Below are 23431 nucleotides of genomic sequence, written 5' to 3'. Positions count from 1 at the left end.
TCACTGTCACCCATGAAGGCGTTCCACCACCCCGACGAGGCGCAGCACGCGCCGCAATTCTTCCTGATGCGCGGAACCGTGCGCGCCAACTTCGAGGTACCGGCGCGCGCCGCCTCGCTGCGCGCGGGACTGGATGCGCTGGGCCTCAAGCCCGAGGAAACCAAGCCCGCCCCCCGCGAGGCGCTGCTCAAGATCCACACGCCCGAATACCTGGACTTCCTCGAACACGCCCACGCCGAATGGGCCGCCATGCCCGAGGCCGGGGCCGAGATCGTCCCCAATATCCACCCGACGCCGGAAATGCTGGCCCAGTCCTCGCGCCCGGCCGGGCATGTGATCTCGCGCGCCGGGGCCCATACGGCGGACGCCGCCTGCCCCATTGGGGCTGGCACTTGGCAGGCCTCGATCGGCGCGGCGGGCTGCGCGCTGGCGGCCGCCGATGTGGCGGCAAAGGGCGGCATGGCCTATGCGCTCTGCCGCCCGCCTGGCCATCACGCCTATGCAGGGCGCGCCGGCGGCCATTGCTACATCAACAACAGCGCGCTCGCCGCTCAGCGCCTGCGCGACGCGGGGGCTCAGCGCGTCGCGGTGCTCGACATCGACAGCCACCATGGGAACGGCACGCAGGGCATCTTCTGGGACCGCCCGGATGTGCTGACCGTCTCCATCCATGGCGACCCCTCGCGCTACTACCCCTGGTATGTCGGCTTCGCCGAGGAAAAGGGCGCGGCCAACCTCAACCTGCCGCAGCCCTTCGGCACGAGCGACGAGGGCTGGCTCGCGGCGCTCGACACGGCCATCGCGGCGATCCGCCAATTCAAACCCGACGCGCTGGTGGTTCCGCTCGGCTTCGATGCCAGCGAGTTCGAGCCGCTGGCCGCACTGAAGGTGACGGAGGAGGGCTTCAAGCGGGCGGGCCACGCCATCGGACGACTGAAGCTACCCACCGCCATCTGTCAGGAGGGCGGTTACAACGTGGACCTGCTCGGCACGCTGCTCCAGCGCTTCCTCACCGGCTTCGGAGAGGCGCGATGAAGCCTCTCGTCCTCGACACCCATATCGACATCCGCTGGCCTGAGACGCCGGACTGGCGGGCCGATACCAAGCAATGCGTGGACCTGCCCAAGATGGTCGCCGGCGGGATGAGCGCCGCGGTCTTCATCGCCTATGTCGGCCAGGGCCAGCGCGACCTCGCGGGCCACGCCGCCGCAGCGCAGCGCGCCGAGGCCATGCTGCGCCACATCCGCGCGCGTCCCGAAGGCGCCCAGGCGCGCTTCTGCGCCACGCCGGATGAGGTGGAGGCCGCCTTCGCCCAGGGCGTCCCGGCGGTGCTGTCGGCCGTCGAGAACGGCTATGCCATGGGTACCGACCTCGGCCGCATTGCCTTGTGGCGAAAGCTCGGGGCCATCTACCTCACACTGACGCATGACGGGCACAACGCGCTCGCCGACAGCGCGCGGCCGCGCAAGAACCTGGGCGACGCCGAAAGCGAGCACGGCGGCCTCTCGGCCCTCGGCCGAACAGCCGTCGCGGAAATGAACCGCGCCGGCCTGATGATCGACTGCGCGCATGTCTCGAAGCCGGGCATGATGCAGGCGGCGGAGCTCTCCCGCGTGCCGATCGCCGTGACGCACACGGCCTGCGCCGCGCTCTGCCAGCATCCCCGCAACCTCGATGACGAGCAGCTCGACATGATCCGGCGCGTCGGCGGTGTCGCGCAGATTACGGCCGTCGCCTCCTTCCTGAAGTCACCGGGCGCCAATGGCGTCTCGCAGGCAACCGTCGCCGACCTCGTGGATCACGTCGATCATGCGGTGCGCCGCATCGGCCTCGATCACGTGGGCATTTCCTCCGACTTCGATGGCGGCGGCGCGGTCCTCGGCTGGGCGAATGCCGCAGAGACGCCGAACATCACGGCCGAGCTGGTTCGCCGGGGGTACGGCGAGCGGGAGATCGGCCTGCTCTGGTCCGGCAACTTCCTTCGCGTCTGGCGCCAGGTGCTCCGCGGCGCCGGCTGAGGCGCTGGACCGACGGCACCCCAGCCCCCAGATTGTCGGCAACTGGAGGAAATGCCGATGATCCGCACCCTGTCCCGCCTCGTGGCGGCCTTGCTGCTCGCCTTGCCGCTGGCCGCGAATGCGGCCTGGCCGGAGCGCCCCGTGCGCGTCGTCATCACCTGGGCGCCCGGCGGCACGACGGATTTCGTCGCCCGCCTCTACGCGCAGCAGCTCGGCGCCGCGCTCGGCCAGTCCTTCGTGGTGGAGAACCGAACCGGAGGCAGCGGCGCCATCGGTTGGAACCAGGTCGTGCAGGCGCGGCCCGACGGCTACACGCTTCTCATCACCGACAATTCCATCGTGACGGTGCCGCCGATCCTGCCCGATCTCGGCTTCGATATGCGCACGGCGATGGAGCCAGTCGCGGAGCTGGTGGACTACCCGACCGTCTTCACCGTTCCCGCTTCCCTGCCTGTCCGGAATCTCGCCGAGTTCGTGGCCCTGGCGCGCGCGCAGCCCGGCGCGCTGAACTACGGCTCGATGGGCATTGGCTCGACCATGCATCTCTACATGGAGGTGTTCCAGGATCTGGCTGGCATCCAGCTGACGCACGTGCCTTATCGCGGTGCCGGGCCGGCGTTCCTGGATACGGTGGCGGGACGCATCCAGCTCGTCCTCGCCGCGCCGGCCACCATGATCTCGGGCATGCAGGCCGGGCAGGTGCGAGCCATCGCGGTGGGCACGCCGGGCGGCGAGATCGCGGCTTTCCCCGGCGTGCAGACGACGCGCGAGGCCGGCTACGACTTCGCGATGACCTATTGGTACGGGCTGCTGGGCCCGCGCGGCCTGGATCCGGCCGCCGCCAACCGCCTGCGCGAGGCCGTGACACAGGTGAATGCCACCCCGGCTGTTCGAGAGCGTTTCGCCTCGCAGGGCGCCGCGCCCATGACGGGCGACGGCGAAGCGCTGCGACGCCGGATCGATGCCGAGCTCACGACGTGGACGCGCCTCATCGCAGAGAAGAACATCCGGCCCTGAGGCTCGCGGCGGCGCGACCGACGCGACAATCGGCCTCGGTCCGCGCGAAGCTCCTGGGACGGTAGCCGCGCAATCTGCCGCGAGCAGAAGGCACGCGCAGATGACACGCTTCCGTATCCTCTTCGTATTCGATGCGCTCGTGGCGCTATTCGTGCTGCAGCAATGCCTGCAGTTGGCGCCTGATCTCGGGCCGCGGCACTACTATGACGCCTGGCCCCTCATGCTGACGCAGCTCGCCGTGCTTGGCGTGTTTGGTGGCGCGCTAGTGGGCGCGCTCTTGCTGAAGGAGAGAGGCCGCAACGGCCTCGCGAGCCTCGTCCTTCTCATCCCCGCGGTTCCAACGCTGATCGTGCTCCTGCTTCTCATATTCGTCGCCGCCCTGTTCTCGATGGGTGGCGCGCATCACTAGGAGGCGAGCGATATGACGGCCTTTCGGACCCTGTTCGCGGTGGATGTAGTGATCGCCTGCTTCGCGCTCTGGCAATGCCATGCCATCGCAACGTCGCCTGTGCTGGCCGAGACGGGGCAGAGCTATTGGCCCGTCGTAGCGCCGCTGCTCATCGTGGTGTCGCTGGGCATCCTGGTGCTCGGCGGTGCCGCGCTCCTTCATGGCCAGGGTCACACGGGTGTCGCCACGGTTCTGCTGCTGGTGCCCGCCGTTCCGACGCTCATCGCTGGCGCCATGTTCCTCGCCCTAATGGTGATGTTCTACCTGCACCAGTGAGGCAGGCGATTCAGTCGCCGAGCGCGACGCCTTCCCGGCGTGGATCGGCGGCACCGATCAGCCGCAGGGACTGGCCGTCACGCTGGACCCGAATGATCCCGGTGCCGGAATTCATCTCGCGCGTCTCGACCGGCGCGCCACGGCCGATCAGTGTCGCGGCGACACTTGCCGCGGCCGTGCCCTGCTCCAACTCGATCTGCGCGTTAAGCGCCCCTGCATGCGGAAGCGCGGCGGCGGCCTGGGGATCCAGGCCCCAATCCAGGGTGGCGACGATGGATTGCACCACGTAGCCGATGATGCGCGCCCCCCCGGCCGAGCCGGTGACGAGCTCTACCTCTCCATCGCGGAAGGCGATGACGGGCGACATGGAGGATCGCGGCCGCTTGCCGCCGCTGACCCGGTTCGCCACCGGCCGCCCCTCCACTTCCGGTAAAAAGGAGAAGTCGGTCAGCTGATTGTTCAGCACAAAGCCTCGCACCATTAGATGCGCGCCGAAGGGCCCCTCAACCGTCGTCGTCATCGAAAGCGCCCGCCCCGCCGCGTCGATGACGGCGATATGAGATGTGCCGTTCTCGGGCTGGTCGGGCTGGCTCGCGAGGGGGGGACCATATCGGCGGGGATTGCCGGCGCGTGGCGCGGTCATGGCCCGGTCCAGCGAGATTGCCTGCGCGCGCTGGGTCACATAGGCAGGGTCCAGCAAGCCCGGAACCGGAACAGCGACGAAGCCGGGGTCGGCCATGTATCGATTGCGATCGGCGAAGGCGAGGCGCCCGGCTTCACCAAGAAGCATCGCGGCGTCGGCACCTGCCGGATCCAGCACGTCCAGGTCGAAATGACCCAGCAGGGCGAGGATCTGGAGCACCACAGGCCCGCCGGAAGGCGCTGGCGGGGCGCAAACGACGTTGATGCGATAGGGCATGCAGACGGCGGCCACCTGACGCGGCTCGTACCCCGCCAGATCATCGGCCGTCATTAGCCCGGGATTGGCGTGACGGCGAATGGCATTGACGATATCCGTGGCGATGGGTCCGCGATGCAGCGCGTCGGCCCCTTGGTCGGCAATGGCACGCAGCGTTTCGGCGAGGGCGGGATTCCGGAGCGTGGCTCCTTCCGGAAGCGGCTCGCCCTCCGGCGTGAAGAAGGCAGCCCGTGCGCCGGGATCCGCGCGCAGCGGCACGGCATGAAGGGCGATGCTGCGCGCCAACCGGGGGGATACGGGGAAGCCCTCCTCGGCCAGGCGGATAGCGGGCGCAAAGAGGGCCGCCCAGGCAAGCTGGCCATGTGCGCGGTGTGCGGCCTCCAGCATGCGCATTACGCCGGGCACGCCGACGGAACGCCCGCCCATCGCGGCCTCCGCAAAAGGCATCGGCCGCCGGTCCCGCAGGAAGAGGTCGGGCTGGGCCGCGGCGGGCGCCGTCTCGCGGCCATCCCATCCGGACAGATCGCGCGACGCGGGATTCCAATGGAGCATGAACGCACCGCCGCCGATACCCGACGCCTGTGGTTCTACCAGGGTCAGGACCGCCTGCACGGCAACTGCGGCATCGATGGCGCCACCGCCGGCACGCAGGATGGCGAGCCCTGCCTCGGCCGCCAGGGGATGCGGCGCCACCACCATCTGCCGCTGGGCCGGCTCCGGCTGAGCCCAGGCCAGAATGGGGACCAGCAGCATCGAGACGAAGAGGGGCGCGCGCATCACGCGCAAGGGCTTAGCCCGGAAAAGCCGCGCCCGTCACGCGGCGCGGCGCAGTCCCCGCCGGCCCCGATAGCTCAGGGCCTCGGCGAGATGGGAGCGAGAGACGCCCTCCGCGCCCTCGAGGTCGGCGATCGTACGGGAGAGCCGGATCGTGCGGACGAAGCCGCGCGCGGAAAGGGCGAGCCGATCCGCGGCCTGCTCGAGGAGCTGGCGTGCCGCCTCGTCTAGCCGGGCTGTGGCTTCCAGGATCGGGCCGTCGGCCGCCGCATTGTGGCGCGGCCCGTCCTCGCCATAGCGCTGGCGCTGACGCTCCCGGGCCGCGCGCACGCGCGCCGCAATGCGGGAGGTGGCTTCTCCGGATGGGGCGCGGGCAAGCTCCGAGGGAGGAACCGCCTGGACCTCCACGGTGATGTCCATCCGATCGAGCAGCGGGCCACTCAGACGGTCGGAATATTCTTCCCCGCAGCGTGGGGCCCGCCCGCATTCGCGTCCAGTCTGGCCCAGATGCCCGCATCGGCAAGGGTTCATCGCTGCGATGCATTGAAAGCGTGCCGGATAGGTGACGTGAGCGTTGGCCCGCGCGATGACGGCCCGGCCGGTTTCCATCGGCTGCCGCAAAGCTTCGAGCGCCGGCCGGGGAAATTCCGGCCATTCGTCGAGAAACAGAACGCCGTTGTGCGCCAGACTGATCTCGCCGGGCCGGGCGCGCCCGCCGCCGCCGATCAGCGCGGCCTGACTCGCGGAATGGTGGGGCTCCCGGAAAGGAGGACGTGTCAGAAGGCGCCCGTCGCGAAGCAAGCCGGCGATGGAATGCACCATCGAGAGCTCCAGGGCCTCGGCGGGGGTCAATGGAGGCAGCAAGCCGGGCAGCCGCGCCGCCAGCATGGACTTTCCCGCCCCAGGCGGGCCGATCATGAGCAAATTATGCCCACCCGCGGCGGCGATCTCCAGCGCGCGCTTGGCAGTCTCCTGCCCCTTCACTTCGGAAAGGCACGGTCCGCGCCAGTCCTCCGCCTGCAGCGGCGGCGGAGCGGGCGGCGTCATGACCTGCACGCCGCGGAAGTGGTTGAGCAGGGCCGGGAGGTCGGCCGGCGCCAACACCTCGCCGCGACCGGCCCAGGCCGCCTCGGCGCCCTGGGCCGCAGGGCAGATGAGCCCCAAGCCTGCCGTCGAGGCTCCGAGTGCGGCGGGGAGCACACCGGCGACCGGAAGGATCGAGCCGTCCAGCGAGAGCTCGCCCAACGCGGCGAAGCCGGAGAGGCATTCGCGCGGAATCACCTCCATCGCGCTCAGCAGGGCCAGCGCAATGGGGAGGTCATAGTGGCTCCCCTCCTTCGCAAGATCGGCCGGGGCGAGGTTGACCAGAACGCGCTTGGCCGGCAGTGCCAAGCCGAGGCCGGTCAGCGCCGCCCGCACGCGTTCCCGGCTTTCCGCCACCGCCTTGTCGGCAAGGCCGACGACCTGGAAAGATGGAAGGCCGGGTGCAAGCTGCACTTGCACCTCCACGGGCACAGCTTGAATGCCCGCGAAGGCAAAGGTGGCAAGGCGCGCGAGGCTCATCGCAACCTTGGTCCCATTCGCAACGCCAGGTTGCAACGGTTCCACCTATGATATTGTTGCCGCGGCATCGGACTACGCCTGCAAACGCGGCATCACTCAGCCAGCGCTGCCCGCACGAGACGCATGAACTCGTCGAGATGCGCGCCGTCGAGCCAGCGCGACACCGCGACGATCCCCTCCGCGGGCTCCATCCACGTCGTCGCGCCGCCCGCGCCTGAGAAGCACACCGCGCCCTCGCTCGCGCTCGGCCATTTCGTGCGGCCGGTGTTGAGCCAGAAGAGAAAACCGTAATGCGGGTTCAGCGCGCAGGGCGTGCGGCACAGGTCGAGCCACTCCTTGCGAATGATCTCTCGCCCCTGCCATTGCCCGTCCGCCGCGACGAGCAGGCCTACCTTGGCCTGGTCCTCGGCATTGATGATGAGGCCGCCGCCCCAATGGCCGCCGCCGGAAACGCTCTCGATGACCTTGCCGTCGATCTCGACGCCCGAGGTGCGGTACCCGCGCCAGGTCCAGCCATCGCTTGTGCCGATGGGCTTCATGATGCGCTCGGCCCAGATCTCGGGCAGAGGACGGCGGAAAAGGTGGAGCAGCGCGAGCGCCAGCGCGTTCACCCGAACGTCGTTGTATTCCCAGTACTGGCCAGGCGGCTGCAGCGGGCGCGTGCTGCGCTTCTTGCCCTGCCCTTCCACGCCGAGCGAACGGCCGCGGTCGATAAGGTCGCTCTTGCCCCAGAGCGTGCCTTCCCATTCCGAGGTGTTGGTCAACAGATGCTTCCAGGTGATCGCGCCGTTATGCGCGCCCTCGAAAGCCGGATCCTTCACCGTCGCGGAGACAGGGGCGTCGATGTCCTTCAGCAGCCCATCGCGCCAGGCGAGGCCGGCCAGAATGGCGAGGTAGCTCTTGGCCACGCTGAAGGTCATGTCCGCGCGGGTCGGATCGCCCCATTCGGCGACGCGCTTGCCGTGCCAGTAGATCGCGCCGTTCGGGCCGCCGCGCGGCGCGGTCGGGCCGATCACCTCATTGTCGGGGGGCGGCTCGAAGAAGCCGGATTCCAGATGGGCGAGAATGTCGCGAGGCCAGGGGGTCTCGTGCGCGGCCGCGAAATCCGTGGCCGCCTTCAATGCCGGTGTCATGTGCTTACCTTGGACGTTCAGTCAGTCGGAGTGGGTTAGGCCGCGCGGCCGCCAAGCCCCGCGGGGCCAGGGAGCTCTATATCGATGGCGAGCGTCGAGAAGTCGCCGCCGCGCTCCAGGTTCACGTGAACCTTGTCGGCGTCGATCTTCACGTAGCGGGCCACGACCTCCACCAGCTCCTTCTGGAGCTTGGGGAGGAAGTCCTCCTTGGTGCGGCTCACCCGCTCATGGCTGATGATGACCTGCAGGCGATCCTTGGCCAGGTTGGCCGTCCCCTCGGTCTCACGCTGCTTGCGGAAAAAATTCAGCCAGCTCATGCAGCCCTCCCGCCGAAGAGGCGCCCGAAGAGGCCCTTCTTCTTCTCGACTTCGATGAACCGATGCGGCTTTTCCTCACCAAGGAAACGCGCCACCGCATCCGCATAGGCCTGCCCCGCCTGGCTCTCGGCATCCATGATTACCGGGTTGCCGGCATTGGACGCCTTGAGAACGCTCTCGCTCTCCGGGATCACACCGAGCAGCGGGATCGCCAGGATATCCAGCACGTCCTCCAGCTTCAGCATCTCGCCACGCTCGACGCGGGCGGCGTCGTAGCGCGTGAGGAGCAGGTGCTGCTTCACCGGATCTTTCTTCTCCTCGGCCCGGCGGGACTTGGACTGCAGCACGCCCAGGATGCGGTCGCTGTCGCGGACCGAGCTCACTTCCGGGTTGGTGACGACGATCGCCTGATCGGCGAAGTAGAGCGCCAGCAGCGCGCCTTTCTCAATGCCGGCGGGGCTGTCGCAGAGGATGTAGTCATACTCCTTGGACAGCTCGTCGATGATGGTCTGCACGCCCTCCTTCGTCAGCGCGTCCTTGTCGCGTGTCTGCGAGGCCGGGAGGATGTAGAGACCCTCGACGCGCTTGTCCTTGATCAGCGCCTGAGAAAGCTTCGCCTCTCCCTGGATGACATTGACGATGTCGAAGACCACCCGCCGCTCGACACCCATGATGAGGTCGAGGTTGCGCAGGCCGACGTCGAAGTCGATGACCACTGTCTTCTTGCCCCGCTGAGCGAGGCCGGTGGCGATGGCGGCAGAGCTGGTGGTCTTGCCTACCCCTCCCTTGCCCGACGTGACGACGATCACCTGCGCCATGGTTGCTTCCTTCGTGCTTGCTGAGGGTTCAGACCAGGGGGTCGAACCGCAATTGCTCGCCATCGAGGCGCACCTGCACCCCGCGGCCGATGGGCGTGGAGGAAAGCCCCTCACGCACTGCGTAGAAGCCGGAGATCGCGACGAGCTCCGGGTCGAAATTCTGGGCGAAGATGCGCGCTTCCGCATCCTCCGAAGCGCCTGCGACCGCGCGGCCGCGCAGGGCGCCGTAAATGTGGATGTTGCCGTCCGCGATCACCTCGGAACCCGCGTTGACGGAGCCCACGATGATCAGGTCGCTGCCCTGGGCATAGACGCGCTGCCCGGCGCGAACATTCTGGGTGACGAGCATGCTGCGCGGCATGGCCGGGCGGGATGGCTCCGGCGGAGGCGCTGCCGGCGTGATCACGACGGGGGGCGCGCCGACGGGAGATGGCGCCTCGACCTCGGTCTCCCTTTGCCCGGCCGGCCGGAGGGTGGGCAGGCCGGCACCGGCCGCGGCGGCGCGCAGAGGCTGGCTGCCGCCCACCACGCCGATCGGCAGGATCTCCAGGGCGCGCAGGCCCTGCACCAGGGCCGGGAAGTCAACCTGCTCGCCGCCGAGATCGTCCAGGCCGATGGCGATGGGGGCAAAGCGCAGAAAGCCAGGGGCGCGGCGGAACTGATCTCCCAGCGCGGGCAACACCGCCTGGACGTCACCGGTGAGCAGGCGCAGCGTGAGCAGACTGTAGTTGCTCGCGCGCAGGCGGAAGGCTTCGGGGGGCGAGGCGGGCCTCGCGGCGACGGTCATGGGCAGGTCATGGCCTTTGGGTAGTGATCCCTGATTGCAGGCGAAGAAGCCTTGATAGCCGTCCCGGAGCGCACAGCGAAGCCCCAACCTGGGCCTGCCGATGGAAATGCACCCGAATCAGGTCCATGCTGGCGGGCATGTCCCAGAATCGTCGCCTTTCGGAAGCCTCGGAGCGCCCGGCGTGAGGACGCCGCCCGGCCGGCGGGCCGATTACCGCTGGTTCCTGCCAATGGCCACGCGCTGGATGGATAACGACATCTATGGCCATATGAACAATGTCCAGCATTACAGCTTCTTCGATACGGTGGTCGCCCGATTCCTTCTGGCCCATGGCGTTCTGGACCTTGCCTCCAGCCAGGAGGTCGGCCTTGTGGTCGAGACGGGGTGCCGATACCACGCACCGGTCGCCTTTCCCGATCTTCTGACAGGCGCCCTCCGGGTAAGCCGGCTCGGCACGTCCTCCATCACCTACGGCCTGGCGCTCTTCCGCAACGACGACGATGAGGCCGCGGCCGAAGGCCATTTCACCCATGTCTACGTAAAAAGGGCCGAGCAATCGCGGACCGTGCCCCTCCCGGATGCTCTCCGGGCCGCGGCCGAAGCCCTGGCGGCCTGAACTTGCCGGTCGATCGACGCGCGCTACTGGCCCTGCCGTTGCTGGGCTTGGCGGCCGGGCTGCTGGCCGCCGGGAGCGGTGCCGACAGCTCCATCTACTATGCCCTGGGAACTCTGCCGGTTCTGGCTGTGTTGCTGGTCGAGATGGTCCGCAGCCTTCGCGCGGGCATTCTGGGCCTCGACGCCATCGCGGCCCTAGCTATGGCCGCCGGCCTGGCCTTGGGGGAACCGCTGGCCGCCAACATCGTCGGCCTGATGTATGCTCTTGGGCAATTCCTGGAAGACTATGCCCATCGCCGCGCTGGCGCGGAGATGACGGCGCTCATGGCCCGCCAACCTCGCAGCGTGATGAGACACGAGGCCTGCGGCCTCGTGGAAATTCCCATCGAGAGTGTCGCCAGCGGCGACCTGCTGCTCATCCCGCGCGGCGCCATCCTGCCTGTCGACGGGACGCTGGCCTCTGATCTGGCTGTCCTGGACACAGCGGCGCTGACGGGAGAGCCGATGCCGGTCCGCTATCGACACGGCGAAACGCTGCTCTCCGGTTGCGGCAATGCAGGAGAAACCTTCGATCTGCGGGCGACCACGGATGCACGCGCCAGCACCTATGCGCGGATCATGGACATTGTTCGAGACGCAGCGGAGAGCCGAGCGCCCATGTCGCGGCTCGCCGATCGCTGGTCGCTCGTCTTTCTGGTCATCACCTTGGTCCTGGCCGGTGGCGCCTGGATCGTGACGGGTGAGGCGCGCCGGGCACTGGCCGTCCTGGTGATCGCCACGCCCTGCCCCCTGATTCTGGCCGTACCGGTCGCATTGCTGGCCGGCCTTTCGCGGGCTGCGAAGCTGGGGCTCCTGGTCAAATCGGCGGCTGTTCTGGAAAGCCTCGCGCGCATTCGCGTGCTGGTGACGGACAAGACCGGCACGCTGACCCTCGGCTCTCCCGCCATCTCGGAAATCGCTGGGGACGCGGAAGCCTTGCGCATGGGCGCGTCGCTGGACCAGGCCACGCAGCATCCTGTGGCGCGGGCGTTGGTGGCCGCGGCGCGTGAGCGCGGCCTGGTCTTGGCGACGCCAGAAGACGTTCGTGAGGTTCCGGGCGAAGGACTGGAGGGCCGTGTCGGCGGGCGGCAGGTCGCGGTCGGTGGGGCGCGCTGGATTGCCGAGCTTGCCGGAGCGGAGCCCCCCTCCTTGCCCGCCCATGACATTCCGCCTGGATCCATCCGATGCGCCATTGCGCTCGATGGCAAGCCTGCCGCCACCCTGCTCTTGCATGACCCGCCTCGCTCGGAAGCTCGGGAGGTGGTCGATGCCCTGCGAAGGGGGGGCGTGGAACGCATCGTCCTGGCCTCGGGCGACGCGCTGGAGCCGGTGGAAGCCATGGCACGGCACATCGGCGCCGATGCGGCACACGCTCGCCAGACACCGGCCAGCAAGGTCGTGCTGGTCGAAAGCGAACGTCAAAATGGACCAGTTCTGATGCTGGGCGATGGTCTGAACGATGCGCCCGCCCTGGCCAGCGCCGATGTGGGCCTGGCCGTCGGGACGCGTGGAGCCGCCGCCGCCCAGGCCGCGGATGCCGTCCTCCTCGCCGATAACCTCAGGCCGCTGGTGGCGGCTCATCGAGCTGCCCGGCACGCGCGGGACATCGCGCTGCAAAGCGCCTTGGCGGGGATCGGCCTCTCGGCCATCGGAATGCTGGCCGCGGCCTTTGGGTACCTCGCACCCGTGGAGGGAGCTCTCCTGCAGCAGGGCATTGACGCAGCGGTCGTTCTCAATGCCCTTCGCGCGCTCAAGGATTAAGATCGGAGGAGTCCAAGTGCCAAAGGTCCAACGCCTAGCCATTCTCGATGACTATCAGGACGTCACTCTCAAGCTCGGCCCCTGGGATCGGCTGCCTGGGATCGAGAAGACGGTCTTTCGCGATACCCTCGCGGACCAGGAGGCCCTGATCCGGCGCCTGCTGCCCTTCGACGCCATCCTCGCCATGCGGGAACGCACACCCTTCGACCGCGCGCTGATCGAACGCCTGCCGAACCTCAAGCTTCTGATCACCACCGGGGAGCGCAACAGAGGCATCGACGCGGCCGCCTGCGCCGAAAGAGGCGTGACCTTCTGCGGAACACCGAGCTTCGGCGCGCCCACGGTGGAGATCACATGGGGCCTCATCCTCTCGCTGGCTCGCCGCTTGATGACCGAAGCCGCCTCGCTGCGTGCCGGCGCGTGGCAGTCTGGCCTGGGTACGACGCTAGAGGGCAAGACGCTGGGCGTCGTAGGCCTGGGCAAGTTGGGAAGCAAGGTTGCCAGGGTGGGCCAGGCGCTCGGGATGAAGGTCATCGCCTGGAGTACGAATCTCACGGATGAAAGGGCCGCCGCGGAAGGTGCAGTTCGGGTCGACAAGTCCACGCTCTTCGCCGAGGCGGACGTGGTGACCCTGCATCTCATCCTCTCCGATCGATCCCGAGGAATTGTAGGCTCCGATGATCTCGCCCGCATGAAGCCGAGCGCCTTTTTGGTGAACACCTCGCGCGGACCGCTGGTGGACCAGGCAGCCCTGATCGCCGCCCTCAAAGAAGGGCGGATCGCTGGCGCAGGCATCGATGTCTTCGACATCGAGCCGGTACCTGCCGGCCACCCCCTGCTGTCAGCCCCGAACACGGTCCTGACACCGCACCTCGGCTATTCCACCGAGGAGAACTACCGGGCCTACTTCAACGGCGCGGTTGAGGTGATCGAAGCCTATCAGGCTGGAACCCCCATTCGCGTCATCTCCTGACGCTATTTTCATCACCATTGGGCGCCCCGCCCAATGGTGATGCAGCTGCGTGATTGGCGGCCCCGCTTGGGCCTCGCCGAACCCTTGTCTGGCCAAGCCGTCCGTCGAAAAAGACGAGACGCGACCGAACAATGGGAGACGCAGACCATGAGCCTCGACCGCCGTACGCTTCTCGCCGCCTCCACGGGCGTGCTGGCCACCCCCGCGATCGTCGCGGCCCAGGGCACGCGCGTGAAGATGGGAGCTCTGCGCCTCATCCACTCGATCACGCCCTTCTTCTATGACCGCTTCATGCCCGAGGGCATGACGATCGAGGTCATTCCGTTCGAGAGCCCGACGGAGGGCAAGAATGCCGTCGTTACCCGCTCGGTGGATTTCGGTGCCTTCGGCGTGGCAGCCGGCATCCTGGGCGCGGCGGCTCGGGAGCCCGTGACCGTCATCGGTTCCTGCTGCGACAAGGGGATGGCTATCGTCGCGCGCAAGGACGGCCCCATCAACACGCTGACCGACCTGCGCGGCAAGCGCGTCGGCATCTGGCCGGGCTCCACGCAGGAGGTGTTCGTTCGCGAGCGCCTGCGGATGGAAGGGATGACGATCCGAGACATCACCAGCGTGCGCGTCAGCTTCAGCGAGATGCACGCGGCCCTCGCCCGCGGCGACATCGATGCCTATGTCGGCGCGGAGCCAGGCCCCGGCATCAGCCAAGTGACCGGCATCGGCAAGGTGGTGGAGTTCCCCTATTCGACCGCCATGGGCACGCTCAACATGATCTTCGCGACGCATTACGAGACGGTGCAGCGCAATCCGCAGCTCTGCCAGGCCATGATGGGTGTCCATAAGCGCGCGTCCATCTTTGCCTCTCAGAACAAGGCAGCGGCGATCGAGATGGCGGTGCAGCGGCTCGGCATGCAACGCCCGGCCCTTGAGATCAGCATCGAAAACGTCGACCTGAATTGGCATATGACGCCACAGATGATCGAGCGCAGCCGCACCTATGCCCAGCACATGCTGGAACTGCAGCAGATCCGCACCGTGCCGGACTTCAACCTTTTCTTCAACACGCGCTTCTCCGACGAGGCGGCGCGCGGCGCTTGAGTATTGCGGCCTCCCGGTTTGGGGCGCGCAACGCCGTGCTGGCGCTTCTCGCGCCAGTACTGTTTCTCGCGTTCTGGCACTTCACCACGGCGGGACAGCCCTTCAGCCTGATCCCGCCACCGCTGGAGGTGGGCAAGCAGCTTTGGGATCTCGCCTTCGGCGGGATTTGGGACGACCTGTACTCCCGCACCTTGCTGGAGCATGCAGTTGCCAGTGTCAGCCGCGTCTATGGCGGCTTCCTGTTTGCCGCCGCCTTCGCGCTTCCGCTCGGTATGCTGATTGGGCGGGTCGATCTGGTCCGCGCCGCGCTGGACCCCACACTTCAGCTACTCCGGCCTATCCCTGTGACTGCCTGGCTACCGCTGGCCATGATTGTCTTCGGCATCGGCCCCCGTTCGGCGTTTTTCCTCGTCTTTCTGGGCGCCTTCTATCCGATCCTGGTGAACACGATCTTCGGCGTCCGGAACGTGGAGCCGAGGCTGTTCGAGGCGGCGGTCATGCTGGGCGTCAGCCCCTCGGCCTTGTTCTGGAAGGTGGTCCTCCCGGCGTCCCTACCTTCGATCTTCACGGGGCTACGGCTGGGCCTCGGCTTCGCCTGGGTGGTGATTGTCGTGGGCGAGATGACCGGGGTTCAGACGGGGCTCGGCGCCATCATCATGGAAGCGAGGCAGCTTTCGCGAACCGAGATCGTGATCAGCGGCATGATCGTGATCGGGATCCTCGGCTTCGTCTCGGACTACCTGGTGCAGCTCCTCGGCAAGCGCCTCCTTCGCTGGAGTCCTCAGCATGGCGGGTGAGCCGCTCAACATCCTGGACATCACCCATGTCACGAAGCGCTTCGACTTCCAGGGCCAACAGATCGTGGCCTTGCAGGATGCATCGCTTTCCATCCGCAAGGGCGAATTCGTATGCCTGATCGGCCCCTCGGGCTGCGGCAAGTCCACTCTATTGCGGATGATCGGCGGGTTTGAAACGCCGAGCGAAGGGCGGCTGGCGATGTGGGACACCTCCATCGTCCGGCCCGGACCAGAGAGGGGGATGGTATTCCAGGATTACGGCCTTTTCCCTTGGCTGACGGTTGCCAGGAACGTCGGTTTTGGCCCTGCCGCGCGGGGCCGCCCCGCCGGTGAAGTTGCTGAGACGACCAAACGCTTCGTCGACATGGTCGGCCTCACACGCTTTGCCGACGCCTATCCGCACCAGCTCTCGGGCGGCATGAAACAGCGTGTCGCGATCGCCCGCGTCCTGGCCAACGAGGCCGAGGTTGTCCTGATGGACGAGCCCTTCGGGGCGCTGGACGCGATGACGCGCGACAATCTTCAGCAGGAACTGTTGGAGATCTGGGAGCGCACGAAGCTCACCGTCATCTTCGTGACTCACGCCATCGAAGAAGCCATCCTGCTCGCCGACCGGATCGTCGTGATGTCGCCGGGGCCGGGCCGCATCGTGGCCGACGAACGCGTGGAACTTGCGCGCCCGCGTGACCCAACGGATCCCGACTTTAATGCGCTGCGGCGCCACTTCTCCGGCATGCTAGGACACCACCATTGAAGCCGGTAGATCGGATCGACTATGCGCGGCCGTCGGATCGAACGCCGCGTCCGGGACCAAACGGCGCGAAGGTCCTCGTGTTCTTCGTCGTCAACATTGAAGAATGGGATATCGAGCGGCCCATGCCGCGCCAGGTGCTGCCCGCGCCGACCAACGCCCCGGTCCTACCGGACCTCGCGAACTGGGCCTGGCACGAATACGGCATGCGCGTGGGCTTCTGGCGGATCCTGAAGATGTGCGAGGCTGAAGGCATCCGCCCGACGCTCTCCATCAACGCGAACGTCTGCAACTCATATCCGACAGTGGCCGGCGCCGCGCGCGATGCGGGCTGGGAGTTCATGGGCCACGGATTCCGCCAGATTCCCACGCACCAGATCACCGATCAGCGCGAGATGATCCGCGATACGGTGGAAACCATCGCCCGCTTCACCGGCGAGCGACCGGTCGGCTGGCTCGGCCCCGGCCTGACCCAGACTCTGGAGACCACAGATCTCCTGGCCGAGAACGGCATCCGCTATTGTGCTGACTATGTGATCGACGACGTGCCCACGGCGATCCGGACAGCGCACGGGCCCATCTGGTCCATGCCCTACTCCGTCGAGCTCAACGATATCCCCATGATGATGGTCCAACATCACCGGGCCGACGAGTTACGCGACCGGACACTGGCGCAGCTCGATCGGCTCCTGGCGGAGGCATCGGAGGAAGGCTGCAAAGTCATGGGCCTCGCGGTGCATCCCTACATCTCCGGGGTGCCGCACCGCATCGGCGTGTTGGAGGCTACACTGCGCGCGATTGCCAGCCGGCCCGGCGCGGTGTTCGCTCAGGGGCGCGAAATTCTGGAATGGTGGGAAAAGGTATGACCCTTGGTTGGGCAGCGCTGACGCAGCGCGAGCGGGATCTGGCATACAACAACAACGAGGCTGTCCCCGACGCGAGCAGCCTTATCGAGGAGCGCAACGTCGCGTCGGCGGCCATCCGGCCGAGCTTCGCGAAGACGCTGGAGCTCCCTTATGGCGAGAGCCAGCGCGAGCAGTGGGATCTCTATCCAGGCAAGGATCCTGCGGCGCCCACGCTGGCGTTCATCCACGGTGGGTATTGGCAACGCAACCGGCGGGAGGACTTCGCGTCCATCGCCGAGGGTGCGCTCGCGATGGGTTGGAATGTCGCGCTCTGCGGTTACAGCCTGTGCCCGGAAGTCACGCTGACGAAGATCGCCTACCAGATCCACGCCGCGCTCGACTGGCTTTCCGCCCGCGGTGCGGAGCACGGGCTGGCCGGTCCCATCGTGCTCACGGGCTGGAGCGCCGGCGGGCACCTCACCGCGCTGGGCGCGGAGCATCCTGCGGTCACCGCCGCAATCCCCATTTCGGGCATCTTCGAGCTCGGCCCGATCCGCGACACCTATCTGAATGCCGCACTAAAGTTGACGGATGAGGAGATCGTCGAGCTTTCGCCCATGCGGCGGCCGGTGGTGAACAAGCCGATGGCGATCGTCTATGGTGCGGCGGAGCTTCCCGAGCTTTGTCGGCAGTCCCGCGATTTTCACGCTCTCCGCGCTGCAGCCCAGGCTCCCGGCCCGCTCGTGCCGATTCCGGGTGCCGATCACTTCCGCATCCTCGATGCCCTGCGCCGCCCCGGCGGTGCGATGCTCCGCGTCGCGGCGGACCTCCTGCTTTGACACCGCCCGCCTCCTTCACGCTCGAAACGCTGGCCAACTACTTCGCGGGCGGAGGAACGGCGGTAGAGGTGGCGAAGGAAGCGATCGCGCGGATCGACGCCTATGGCGACCCCGCCCTATTCATCACCCAAGTCCCCTCCGACGAAATACTGTCCCGGGCCGCGGCCCTGCCCGAAGGCCCGCTCCATGGCGTGCCCTTTGTCGTCAAGGACAATATCGACGTCGCCGGACTGCCGACGACGTCGGCTTGCCCTGCTTACCGCTACACGCCCGGCGCGGACTCGCCGGCCGTGGCGCGGTTGATCGCGGCCGGCGCCCTATTGCTGGGCAAGGTAAACCTCGACCAGTTTGCGGCAGGACTGAACGGGACGCGCAGCCCCTTTGGCACTCCGCGCAACGCCATACGCGCCGATCTGATCCCCGGAGGTTCTTCGAGCGGATCCGCGACCGCAGTTGCTGCCGGGATCGCCGCCTTCAGCCTGGGCACAGACACCGCCGGGTCGGGACGCGTGCCGGCTGCCGCGCAGAACCTCGTCGGGCTGAAACCCAGCCTCGGATTGATCCCCACGCGCGGATCCGTACCAGCCTGCCGCTCGCTCGACTGCATCTCCATCTTCGCCCGCACCGTCGCCGACGCAAGCGCGGTGCTGGCGGTCGCAGCTGGTCCTGATGAAAGCGACCCCTACAGCCGCGCCGCGCCCAGAACTTGGCGCACCGTGGAGGCCGCGCCACCAGCCCTGCGCCTCCTCGTTCCCCAGGATGCACAGTTGATCTTCGACACGGCCGATGACGCCGATCTTTTCGCGGGAGCCGTAGACCGCGCGGAAGCCATGGGCGCCACGATCACGCGGACCGACATCTCTGCATTCATCGATGTTGCCAAACGACTCTATGATGGCGCCTGGGTGGCCGAGAGAACTTCCGCCGTCCGCCGACTGATCATGGAGCAACCCGACTCGCTGCATCCGATCACGCGCAGCATTCTGGAAAGCGGCTTCGAGCGACGCACGGTGGATGCCTTCGACGACTTCCACGCCGTCGCCGAAGCTCGGCTTCTGGCAAATCACCTTTTCGCCCATCACGACGGGCTTTTGCTGCCCACCTGCCCTGGCGTGCCGACAGTGCAGGCTCTGCTCCAGGCGCCCGTCCCCGCGAACAGCCGGTTGGGTATCTACACGAATTTCGTCAATCTCTGCGATCTCGCCGCACTCGCCATACCGGCGGGTTTCCGGCCCGATGGCGCCCCCTTCGGCGTGACCATCGTGGGCCCAGCCTTCAGTGATGGCCGGCTGGCCGGAATTGGCGCGGCCATGCACCATGCGGCTGGTCTCGGCGCACCCGCACCCCCGGCACCAGCCGTTCTCGCCTCCGACGAAATCGCCCTGTTCTGCATCGGCGCGCATATGTCGGGCCTGCCGCTCAACGGTCAGGTCAGGGGCTTCGGCGGACGCTTCCTCCATGCGGCGGCCACGGCACCCAACTATCGGCTATTCGATCTAGGCAATCGCCCCGGGATGATACGCGCTGCATCGGGCGGGGCCAGCATCCTCGGCGAAGTCTGGGCGATTCCGGCGGCCGCGATCGGCCCCTTCCTCGAGGCCATTCCCTCGCCTCTCGGTTTCAGCCGTGTCACCCTGTCCGACAACACGACTGTCCTCGGCTTCCTCGCCGAAAGCGAGGGCGTCGCCACCGCACCGGAGATCACCTCGCGGGGCGGCTGGCGAGCCCATCTCGCAGCTAAGAGCTGAGATAATCCTCCGCCGCATCCGCCAGGATGCGGATAGCGAGGACCAGATCCTCTTCCCTCGTGTCCTCGCTCCAATGATGGCTGACGCCACCGATCGAGGGCGTGAAGAGCATGGCCATCGGCATAATCCGGGCGACATGCTGTGCGTCGTGGATGGCACCACTGGGCATCGATTGCCATTGGCCGTTGGCATGCTTGGCCGCCGCTTTCTCGAGCGCACCACGCATGGCGGGAGCACTGATGGCCGCTGCCGAGCGGCTGATCTGCTCCACCATGACGGCACAGCGGTCACGCCGATCCACCTCACGTACGATGGCCTTGAGGCATTCTCCCATTCGGTCGAGTACGGTCTCGTCGACATCGCGGAACTGGAAGATCATTTCCGCTCTGCCGGGGATGACATGCGGCGAATTAGGTTCGATCGCGAGGCGGCCGCAGGTCCACACGCTGCGCTCGCCCGCGACCATCGGGAAGCGTCCGTCAATCAGGCTCAGCACACGCATCGCGGCCACGGTGGCATCTTGGCGCTCAGCCATGGTGGTTCCGCCCGTATGGTCCTGCTTGCCGACACAAACGATGCGCCAGATGGACACGCCCACAATGCCGCTGACGACTCCGCTGCGCAGCCCGGCATTCTCAAGTTGCGTACCTTGCTCGATGTGCAGCTCGAAGAAGCCCTTGTAGCGGGCCGGATCCAGTCGTGCCCGTGCGATGCCTTCAAGACCGGCCTCCCGCAACGCGTCGCGGAGCGGCTGTCCTGTCTGCACGTGCTTCGCGGCATCCAGCTCTGCCTCGTCCACCGCGCCGATCAGGCTCCGGCTGCCCAGAAAGCTACCGAAATGGGCCTCCTCATCTGCGAAGGCGACGACCTCGACAGGCAGTCCCGCGCGAGCGAGCGCCAGCCCCGCCACCACGCCAAGCGCGCCGTCCAGCCATCCCGCCTCGTTCTGCGTCTCGATGTGGCTACCGACGAGCAGGCGAGGTCCCTCGCCTTTCCGAAGACCGATCACATTGCCGAGACCATCCATGCTCGGCTCGAGACCGACCTCCGCCATGCGGGCCATGAGCCAGCGCCGGCTTTCCATATCCTGCGGCGTGTAGGTCGGCCGATGAACACCGGTCTTGAACTCGCCGATCTTCCGAAGATCATGCAAGTCGGCGAGGAAGCGAGCCGTGTCGATCTCAGCCACGCAGAAAAGCCTCAGCTGCATCGGCGAGAATCCTGATGTTCAACGCCAGGTCCTCCTCCTTCGTGTCTTCGGCCCAGTGATGGCTGATGCCGTTGATGGACGGCGTGAACAGCATCGCTGCCGGCATGACCCGTGCCATGTACTGCGCATCGTGGCCGGCGCCGCTCGGCATCTTCTGCCATTGACCATTGGCGTGCTGGGTTGCCGCCTGGGCAAGCGCCGACTGCATCGCCGCATCACACGGCGCCGGCTTGCTCCGGCTCATGACCTCGACGGTGGACACGGTGCGCTCGGTGCGGTTCATCTCCTGCACGACCGAGCGCAAGCACGCCTCGAGGCGCTCCAGCACCGGAATATCGATATCGCGGAATTGGAACAGCACCTCGGCGCGTCCGGGAATGATCGAGGGAGCACCCGGATCAAGCGCGATGCGCCCACAGGTCCAAACGGTGCGCTCACCACAGATCATCGGGAATTCGCGATCGATACGCGCCAGCATCCGAACGGCCGTCAGCCCCGCATCCTTCCGCTCAGCCATCGTAGTGCCGCCGGCGTGATCCTGCATGCCTTCGATGACGATACGGAACTGCCAGATGGCGACAATGCCCGTCACAACACCGGAACGCAGGTTCTGGGACTCCAATTGAGTACCCTGCTCGATATGCATCTCGAAGAACCCCTTATATCGGCTGGGGTCGAGCCGTAGCCGCGGCTTTCCTTCCAACCCAGCATCCTTCAGGGCTTCACGCAGCGGCTTGCCGTGATAGCGGTTGGAAAGCCCGTCGATTTCCGCCTCGTCCAACAGTCCGATCAGCGACCGGCTGCCGATAAAGCTGCCGTAGTGTCCCTCCTCATCCGCAAAGGCGACGACGTCGACGGGAAGCCCCGCACGTGCGAGCGCAATTCCCGAAACGACACCGAGTGCACCGTCGAGCCAGCCAGCCTGGTTCTGTGTCTCGATATGGCTTCCTACCAGCAGATGGGGACCGGGCCCTGGATGCTTTCCAAAGACGTTGCCGATGCCGTCGATGGAGGGCTCCAGACCGCACTCCCGCATGCGATCCATCAGCCACTCGCGGCTCTGCATATCTTCTGGTGAGAAGGTCGGTCGATGCACGCCGGTCTTGTACTCGCCGATCCTCCTGAGCTCATTGAGGTCCTTCAGGAATCGGTCGGTGTCCACCTGTGCCATCATGCAGCCCTTTCACGAAAGCCGCAGAATAGGCCAGGATTCGGCACCTGCAAGGAGCACCAGCATGCCCGATATCACTCGTTATGCGACACCCGAGGGCGGACGGTCCTTCCCTCCGTTCTCGATGGCCGTGCGCCACGGCAAGACATTGTACATCTCGGGGCTCGGTCCGCTCGATATACACGGGAATATCGCGCGAGGTGATTTCAGCGCGCAGTTCAGCCAGGTGATTCGGAATCTAGAAGCAGTTTTGGCCGAGGCAGGCGTCGATATGACACACATTCTCAAGACGAGCGTTCTGCTGACTCGCGCGACGGATGTCGCCGAGATGAACAAGCTCTACGCATCGGCCTTTCCCAAGGACAACCTTCCCGCACGGACGACGAGCATAGTCTCCGCACTACCGGTGCCGGACTTCTTGCTGGAGATCGAAGCTGTGGCGGCGCTCGAGTAAGTCAGGCCACTTTCAACGGCCCGGTATCGCGGATCATGGATCATTGGCCTTCACGTCGAAGCCAGCCATGAAGCCGATGCCGCGCAGAGCCTGCTTCAGCTGAATGAGCCGCCGGTCACGCTCCTCGAAGAGCTCGGCCGGCGGCTTTCCGCCCCAATCGTAATAGCCCTTTCCGTCAAAGACCCCCGCCTCTCCTTTGGCGACGAGCGCATCCATGCTCGAACTGGTTCCAGGAGCCGGCGGGACATAGGTTCCGTTCTTAAAAGCGTGCTGCAACATGCGCAGGCCCGTGAAATCCGCCTTCGCCATGACCCCGATGATCTGGAGGCGCAAACCGATACCATGGATGACCGCCGCATCAATCTCCTGAGCGGTCGCATATCCATTGTCGATCAGATACTGAACTTCGGCCTGAACCGCAGCTTGGATCCGATTTGCCACATAACCGGAGATGAACTTCCGCATCACGATGGGCACCTTGCCCATCGCCTCGACGACGGATTTCACTTCCTGCAGGACGGCCTCATCCGTTTCCGCGTTAGGGACCAGATCAACCAAGTCCACCAGGTAGGGCGGCGTATACCAATGGGCGATTAGCGCCCGTTTCAGCCGACCCCGGGGCATCAGCGGAAAGACGTCAAGATAGCTGGTATTGCTCGCCCAGATAGAGCCGGCGGGCGCGCAGGCATCCAGGCGGCGATAAAGTTCCGTCTTGGCCTCAGGATTCTCGACGATCGCCTCGACGATCAACTCCGCGCCATCCACGCATTCCTCCAGCGTGGCATGGCGGGTACAGGCCTGCGCGAGTTGCGCGCTGCCCCAACCTCTGGGGGCCTCCCCTACCTCCTCTAGGGTGGCAAGGGCCTTCTCCATAAGACCTTGCGCCCGATCAAGTACGGCAGGCGTGGAGTCAGTGAGACGGACGCGGTGCCCGCCCATGGCAAAAACCAGAGCCAATGCGTGGCCCATGGTCCCCGCGCCAAGCACCGCGACACGCAATTGCTTCGCCATCTTCACCCCTCCCGTTCTTGAATGGGAGGGTGCGGCGCGAAGGCCGTTCCGG

The 23431-nt window shown here is 66.6% G+C and carries 24 protein-coding genes; 15 read left to right on the top strand and 9 right to left on the bottom strand.

All coding sequences use genetic code 11. The features are described from left to right. The first annotated feature begins 12 nt into the window (after positions 1-12). The 5 genes from WJM96_RS17525 (at position 13) to WJM96_RS17505 (ending at position 3759) form a co-directional block, all read left to right on the top strand. Positions 13-1035 (top strand): histone deacetylase family protein, encoded by a 1023-nt coding sequence (locus WJM96_RS17525; RefSeq protein ID WP_424813824.1) that lies wholly within the window; start codon positions 13-15, stop codon positions 1033-1035. After that, complete coding sequence (locus tag WJM96_RS17520) at positions 1032-2018, top strand: dipeptidase (RefSeq protein WP_424813823.1); 987 nt, start codon at positions 1032-1034, stop codon at positions 2016-2018. The genes WJM96_RS17525 and WJM96_RS17520 overlap by 4 nt, the downstream gene beginning before the upstream one ends. 57 nt (positions 2019-2075) lie before the next feature. Then, complete coding sequence (locus tag WJM96_RS17515; protein WP_424813822.1) at positions 2076-3035, top strand: tripartite tricarboxylate transporter substrate binding protein; 960 nt, start codon at positions 2076-2078, stop codon at positions 3033-3035. A gap of 100 nt (positions 3036-3135) precedes the next feature. Beyond that, a complete protein-coding gene (locus tag WJM96_RS17510) occupies positions 3136-3444 on the top strand; it encodes a hypothetical protein (protein ID WP_424813821.1) in 309 nt (102 codons plus the stop codon). Between the two features lie 12 nt (positions 3445-3456). Beyond that, positions 3457-3759, top strand: coding sequence for a hypothetical protein (locus WJM96_RS17505; RefSeq protein WP_424813820.1), 303 nt, complete (start codon positions 3457-3459; stop codon positions 3757-3759). A 10-nt stretch (positions 3760-3769) separates the two neighbouring features. Here the strand turns inward: WJM96_RS17505 and ggt are convergent, their stop codons facing one another. From ggt to minC, 6 genes are all read right to left on the bottom strand, one after another. Beyond that, positions 3770-5455 carry a gamma-glutamyltransferase gene (ggt, locus tag WJM96_RS17500; RefSeq protein WP_424813819.1) on the bottom strand — a complete coding sequence of 562 codons (1686 nt, stop codon included), beginning with the start codon at positions 5453-5455 and terminating at the stop codon, positions 3770-3772. A 36-nt stretch (positions 5456-5491) separates the two neighbouring features. Next, a complete protein-coding gene (locus WJM96_RS17495; RefSeq protein WP_424813818.1) occupies positions 5492-7015 on the bottom strand; it encodes a YifB family Mg chelatase-like AAA ATPase in 1524 nt (507 codons plus the stop codon). A 92-nt stretch (positions 7016-7107) separates the two neighbouring features. Then, complete coding sequence (locus WJM96_RS17490; protein WP_424813817.1) at positions 7108-8148, bottom strand: serine hydrolase domain-containing protein; 1041 nt, start codon at positions 8146-8148, stop codon at positions 7108-7110. Between the two features lie 35 nt (positions 8149-8183). After that, positions 8184-8465 (bottom strand): cell division topological specificity factor MinE, encoded by a 282-nt coding sequence (gene minE / locus WJM96_RS17485; protein ID WP_424813816.1) that lies wholly within the window; start codon positions 8463-8465, stop codon positions 8184-8186. After that, positions 8462-9283 (bottom strand): septum site-determining protein MinD, encoded by an 822-nt coding sequence (gene minD / locus WJM96_RS17480; RefSeq protein WP_424813815.1) that lies wholly within the window; start codon positions 9281-9283, stop codon positions 8462-8464. The genes minE and minD overlap by 4 nt, the downstream gene beginning before the upstream one ends. Positions 9284-9311: 28 nt before the next feature. Next, entirely contained in the window at positions 9312-10070 is a 759-nt protein-coding gene (gene minC / locus WJM96_RS17475) for a septum site-determining protein MinC (RefSeq protein ID WP_424813814.1), read from the bottom strand. A gap of 181 nt (positions 10071-10251) precedes the next feature. Here minC and WJM96_RS17470 point away from each other — a divergent pair, with 181 nt between their 5' ends. From WJM96_RS17470 to atzF, 9 genes are all read left to right on the top strand, one after another. Further along, positions 10252-10686: an acyl-CoA thioesterase gene (locus tag WJM96_RS17470; protein WP_424813813.1), complete on the top strand. Its 435-nt coding sequence runs from the start codon at positions 10252-10254 to the stop codon at positions 10684-10686. A gap of 2 nt (positions 10687-10688) precedes the next feature. Beyond that, on the top strand, positions 10689-12485 hold the full coding sequence (locus tag WJM96_RS17465) for a heavy metal translocating P-type ATPase (RefSeq protein WP_424813812.1): 1797 nt from the start codon (positions 10689-10691) through the stop codon (positions 12483-12485). Positions 12486-12501: 16 nt separating this feature from the next. Beyond that, the gene (locus WJM96_RS17460) at positions 12502-13458 is read left to right on the top strand and encodes a D-2-hydroxyacid dehydrogenase family protein (protein ID WP_424813811.1); all 957 of its coding nucleotides are present in this window, start codon (positions 12502-12504) and stop codon (positions 13456-13458) included. 147 nt (positions 13459-13605) lie between these two features. Next, positions 13606-14553: an ABC transporter substrate-binding protein gene (locus WJM96_RS17455; protein WP_424813810.1), complete on the top strand. Its 948-nt coding sequence runs from the start codon at positions 13606-13608 to the stop codon at positions 14551-14553. A 35-nt stretch (positions 14554-14588) separates the two neighbouring features. Beyond that, positions 14589-15350: an ABC transporter permease gene (locus WJM96_RS17450; protein WP_424813809.1), complete on the top strand. Its 762-nt coding sequence runs from the start codon at positions 14589-14591 to the stop codon at positions 15348-15350. After that, positions 15340-16104: an ABC transporter ATP-binding protein gene (locus tag WJM96_RS17445; RefSeq protein ID WP_424813808.1), complete on the top strand. Its 765-nt coding sequence runs from the start codon at positions 15340-15342 to the stop codon at positions 16102-16104. Before WJM96_RS17450 ends, WJM96_RS17445 begins: the two co-directional genes overlap by 11 nt. Positions 16105-16181: 77 nt before the next feature. Continuing rightward, entirely contained in the window at positions 16182-16967 is a 786-nt protein-coding gene (locus WJM96_RS17440) for a polysaccharide deacetylase family protein (protein ID WP_424813807.1), read from the top strand. Continuing rightward, positions 16964-17785 carry an alpha/beta hydrolase gene (locus tag WJM96_RS17435; RefSeq protein WP_424813806.1) on the top strand — a complete coding sequence of 274 codons (822 nt, stop codon included), beginning with the start codon at positions 16964-16966 and terminating at the stop codon, positions 17783-17785. The genes WJM96_RS17440 and WJM96_RS17435 overlap by 4 nt, the downstream gene beginning before the upstream one ends. Further along, complete coding sequence (atzF, locus tag WJM96_RS17430) at positions 17782-19533, top strand: allophanate hydrolase (protein WP_424813805.1); 1752 nt, start codon at positions 17782-17784, stop codon at positions 19531-19533. The genes WJM96_RS17435 and atzF overlap by 4 nt, the downstream gene beginning before the upstream one ends. Here atzF and WJM96_RS17425 read toward each other — a convergent pair. Continuing rightward, entirely contained in the window at positions 19523-20722 is a 1200-nt protein-coding gene (locus tag WJM96_RS17425) for a Zn-dependent hydrolase (protein WP_424813804.1), read from the bottom strand. The genes atzF and WJM96_RS17425 overlap by 11 nt on opposite strands. Continuing rightward, on the bottom strand, positions 20715-21917 hold the full coding sequence (locus tag WJM96_RS17420; protein ID WP_424813803.1) for a Zn-dependent hydrolase: 1203 nt from the start codon (positions 21915-21917) through the stop codon (positions 20715-20717). Before WJM96_RS17420 ends, WJM96_RS17425 begins: the two co-directional genes overlap by 8 nt. A 61-nt stretch (positions 21918-21978) precedes the next feature. Between WJM96_RS17420 and WJM96_RS17415 the strand changes: the two genes are divergently transcribed. After that, positions 21979-22368 carry a RidA family protein gene (locus tag WJM96_RS17415; protein ID WP_424813802.1) on the top strand — a complete coding sequence of 130 codons (390 nt, stop codon included), beginning with the start codon at positions 21979-21981 and terminating at the stop codon, positions 22366-22368. A 33-nt stretch (positions 22369-22401) separates the two neighbouring features. Here WJM96_RS17415 and WJM96_RS17410 read toward each other — a convergent pair whose 3' ends face one another. Then, positions 22402-23379 (bottom strand): 3-hydroxyacyl-CoA dehydrogenase family protein, encoded by a 978-nt coding sequence (locus WJM96_RS17410; RefSeq protein ID WP_424813801.1) that lies wholly within the window; start codon positions 23377-23379, stop codon positions 22402-22404. Between the last annotated feature and the right edge of the window lie 52 nt (positions 23380-23431).

Origin of the sequence: Roseococcus sp. YIM B11640 (assembly GCF_049727625.1) — a bacterium.
GTDB lineage: Bacteria > Pseudomonadota > Alphaproteobacteria > Acetobacterales > Acetobacteraceae > Roseococcus.
This window is presented reverse-complemented; position numbering and strand designations above follow the sequence as displayed.

Bases quoted from the DNA above. Each gene is read 5' to 3' on its own strand.
- WJM96_RS17455 (WP_424813810.1), top strand. From the start codon at position 13,606: ATGAGCCTCGACCGCCGTACGCTTCTCGCCGCCTCCACGGGCGTGCTG.
- WJM96_RS17420 (WP_424813803.1), bottom strand. From the start codon at position 21,917: ATGATGGCACAGGTGGACACCGACCGATTCCTGAAGGACCTCAATGAG.
- WJM96_RS17495 (WP_424813818.1), bottom strand. From the start codon at position 7,015: ATGAGCCTCGCGCGCCTTGCCACCTTTGCCTTCGCGGGCATTCAAGCT.
- ggt (WP_424813819.1), bottom strand. From the start codon at position 5,455: ATGCGCGCGCCCCTCTTCGTCTCGATGCTGCTGGTCCCCATTCTGGCC.
- minE (WP_424813816.1), bottom strand. From the start codon at position 8,465: ATGAGCTGGCTGAATTTTTTCCGCAAGCAGCGTGAGACCGAGGGGACG.
- WJM96_RS17525 (WP_424813824.1), top strand. From the start codon at position 13: ATGAAGGCGTTCCACCACCCCGACGAGGCGCAGCACGCGCCGCAATTC.
- WJM96_RS17510 (WP_424813821.1), top strand. From the start codon at position 3,136: ATGACACGCTTCCGTATCCTCTTCGTATTCGATGCGCTCGTGGCGCTA.
- WJM96_RS17435 (WP_424813806.1), top strand. From the start codon at position 16,964: ATGACCCTTGGTTGGGCAGCGCTGACGCAGCGCGAGCGGGATCTGGCA.
- minD (WP_424813815.1), bottom strand. From the start codon at position 9,283: ATGGCGCAGGTGATCGTCGTCACGTCGGGCAAGGGAGGGGTAGGCAAG.
- WJM96_RS17445 (WP_424813808.1), top strand. From the start codon at position 15,340: ATGGCGGGTGAGCCGCTCAACATCCTGGACATCACCCATGTCACGAAG.
- WJM96_RS17505 (WP_424813820.1), top strand. From the start codon at position 3,457: ATGACGGCCTTTCGGACCCTGTTCGCGGTGGATGTAGTGATCGCCTGC.
- minC (WP_424813814.1), bottom strand. From the start codon at position 10,070: ATGACCGTCGCCGCGAGGCCCGCCTCGCCCCCCGAAGCCTTCCGCCTG.
- WJM96_RS17415 (WP_424813802.1), top strand. From the start codon at position 21,979: ATGCCCGATATCACTCGTTATGCGACACCCGAGGGCGGACGGTCCTTC.
- WJM96_RS17515 (WP_424813822.1), top strand. From the start codon at position 2,076: ATGATCCGCACCCTGTCCCGCCTCGTGGCGGCCTTGCTGCTCGCCTTG.
- WJM96_RS17490 (WP_424813817.1), bottom strand. From the start codon at position 8,148: ATGACACCGGCATTGAAGGCGGCCACGGATTTCGCGGCCGCGCACGAG.
- WJM96_RS17410 (WP_424813801.1), bottom strand. From the start codon at position 23,379: ATGGCGAAGCAATTGCGTGTCGCGGTGCTTGGCGCGGGGACCATGGGC.
- WJM96_RS17520 (WP_424813823.1), top strand. From the start codon at position 1,032: ATGAAGCCTCTCGTCCTCGACACCCATATCGACATCCGCTGGCCTGAG.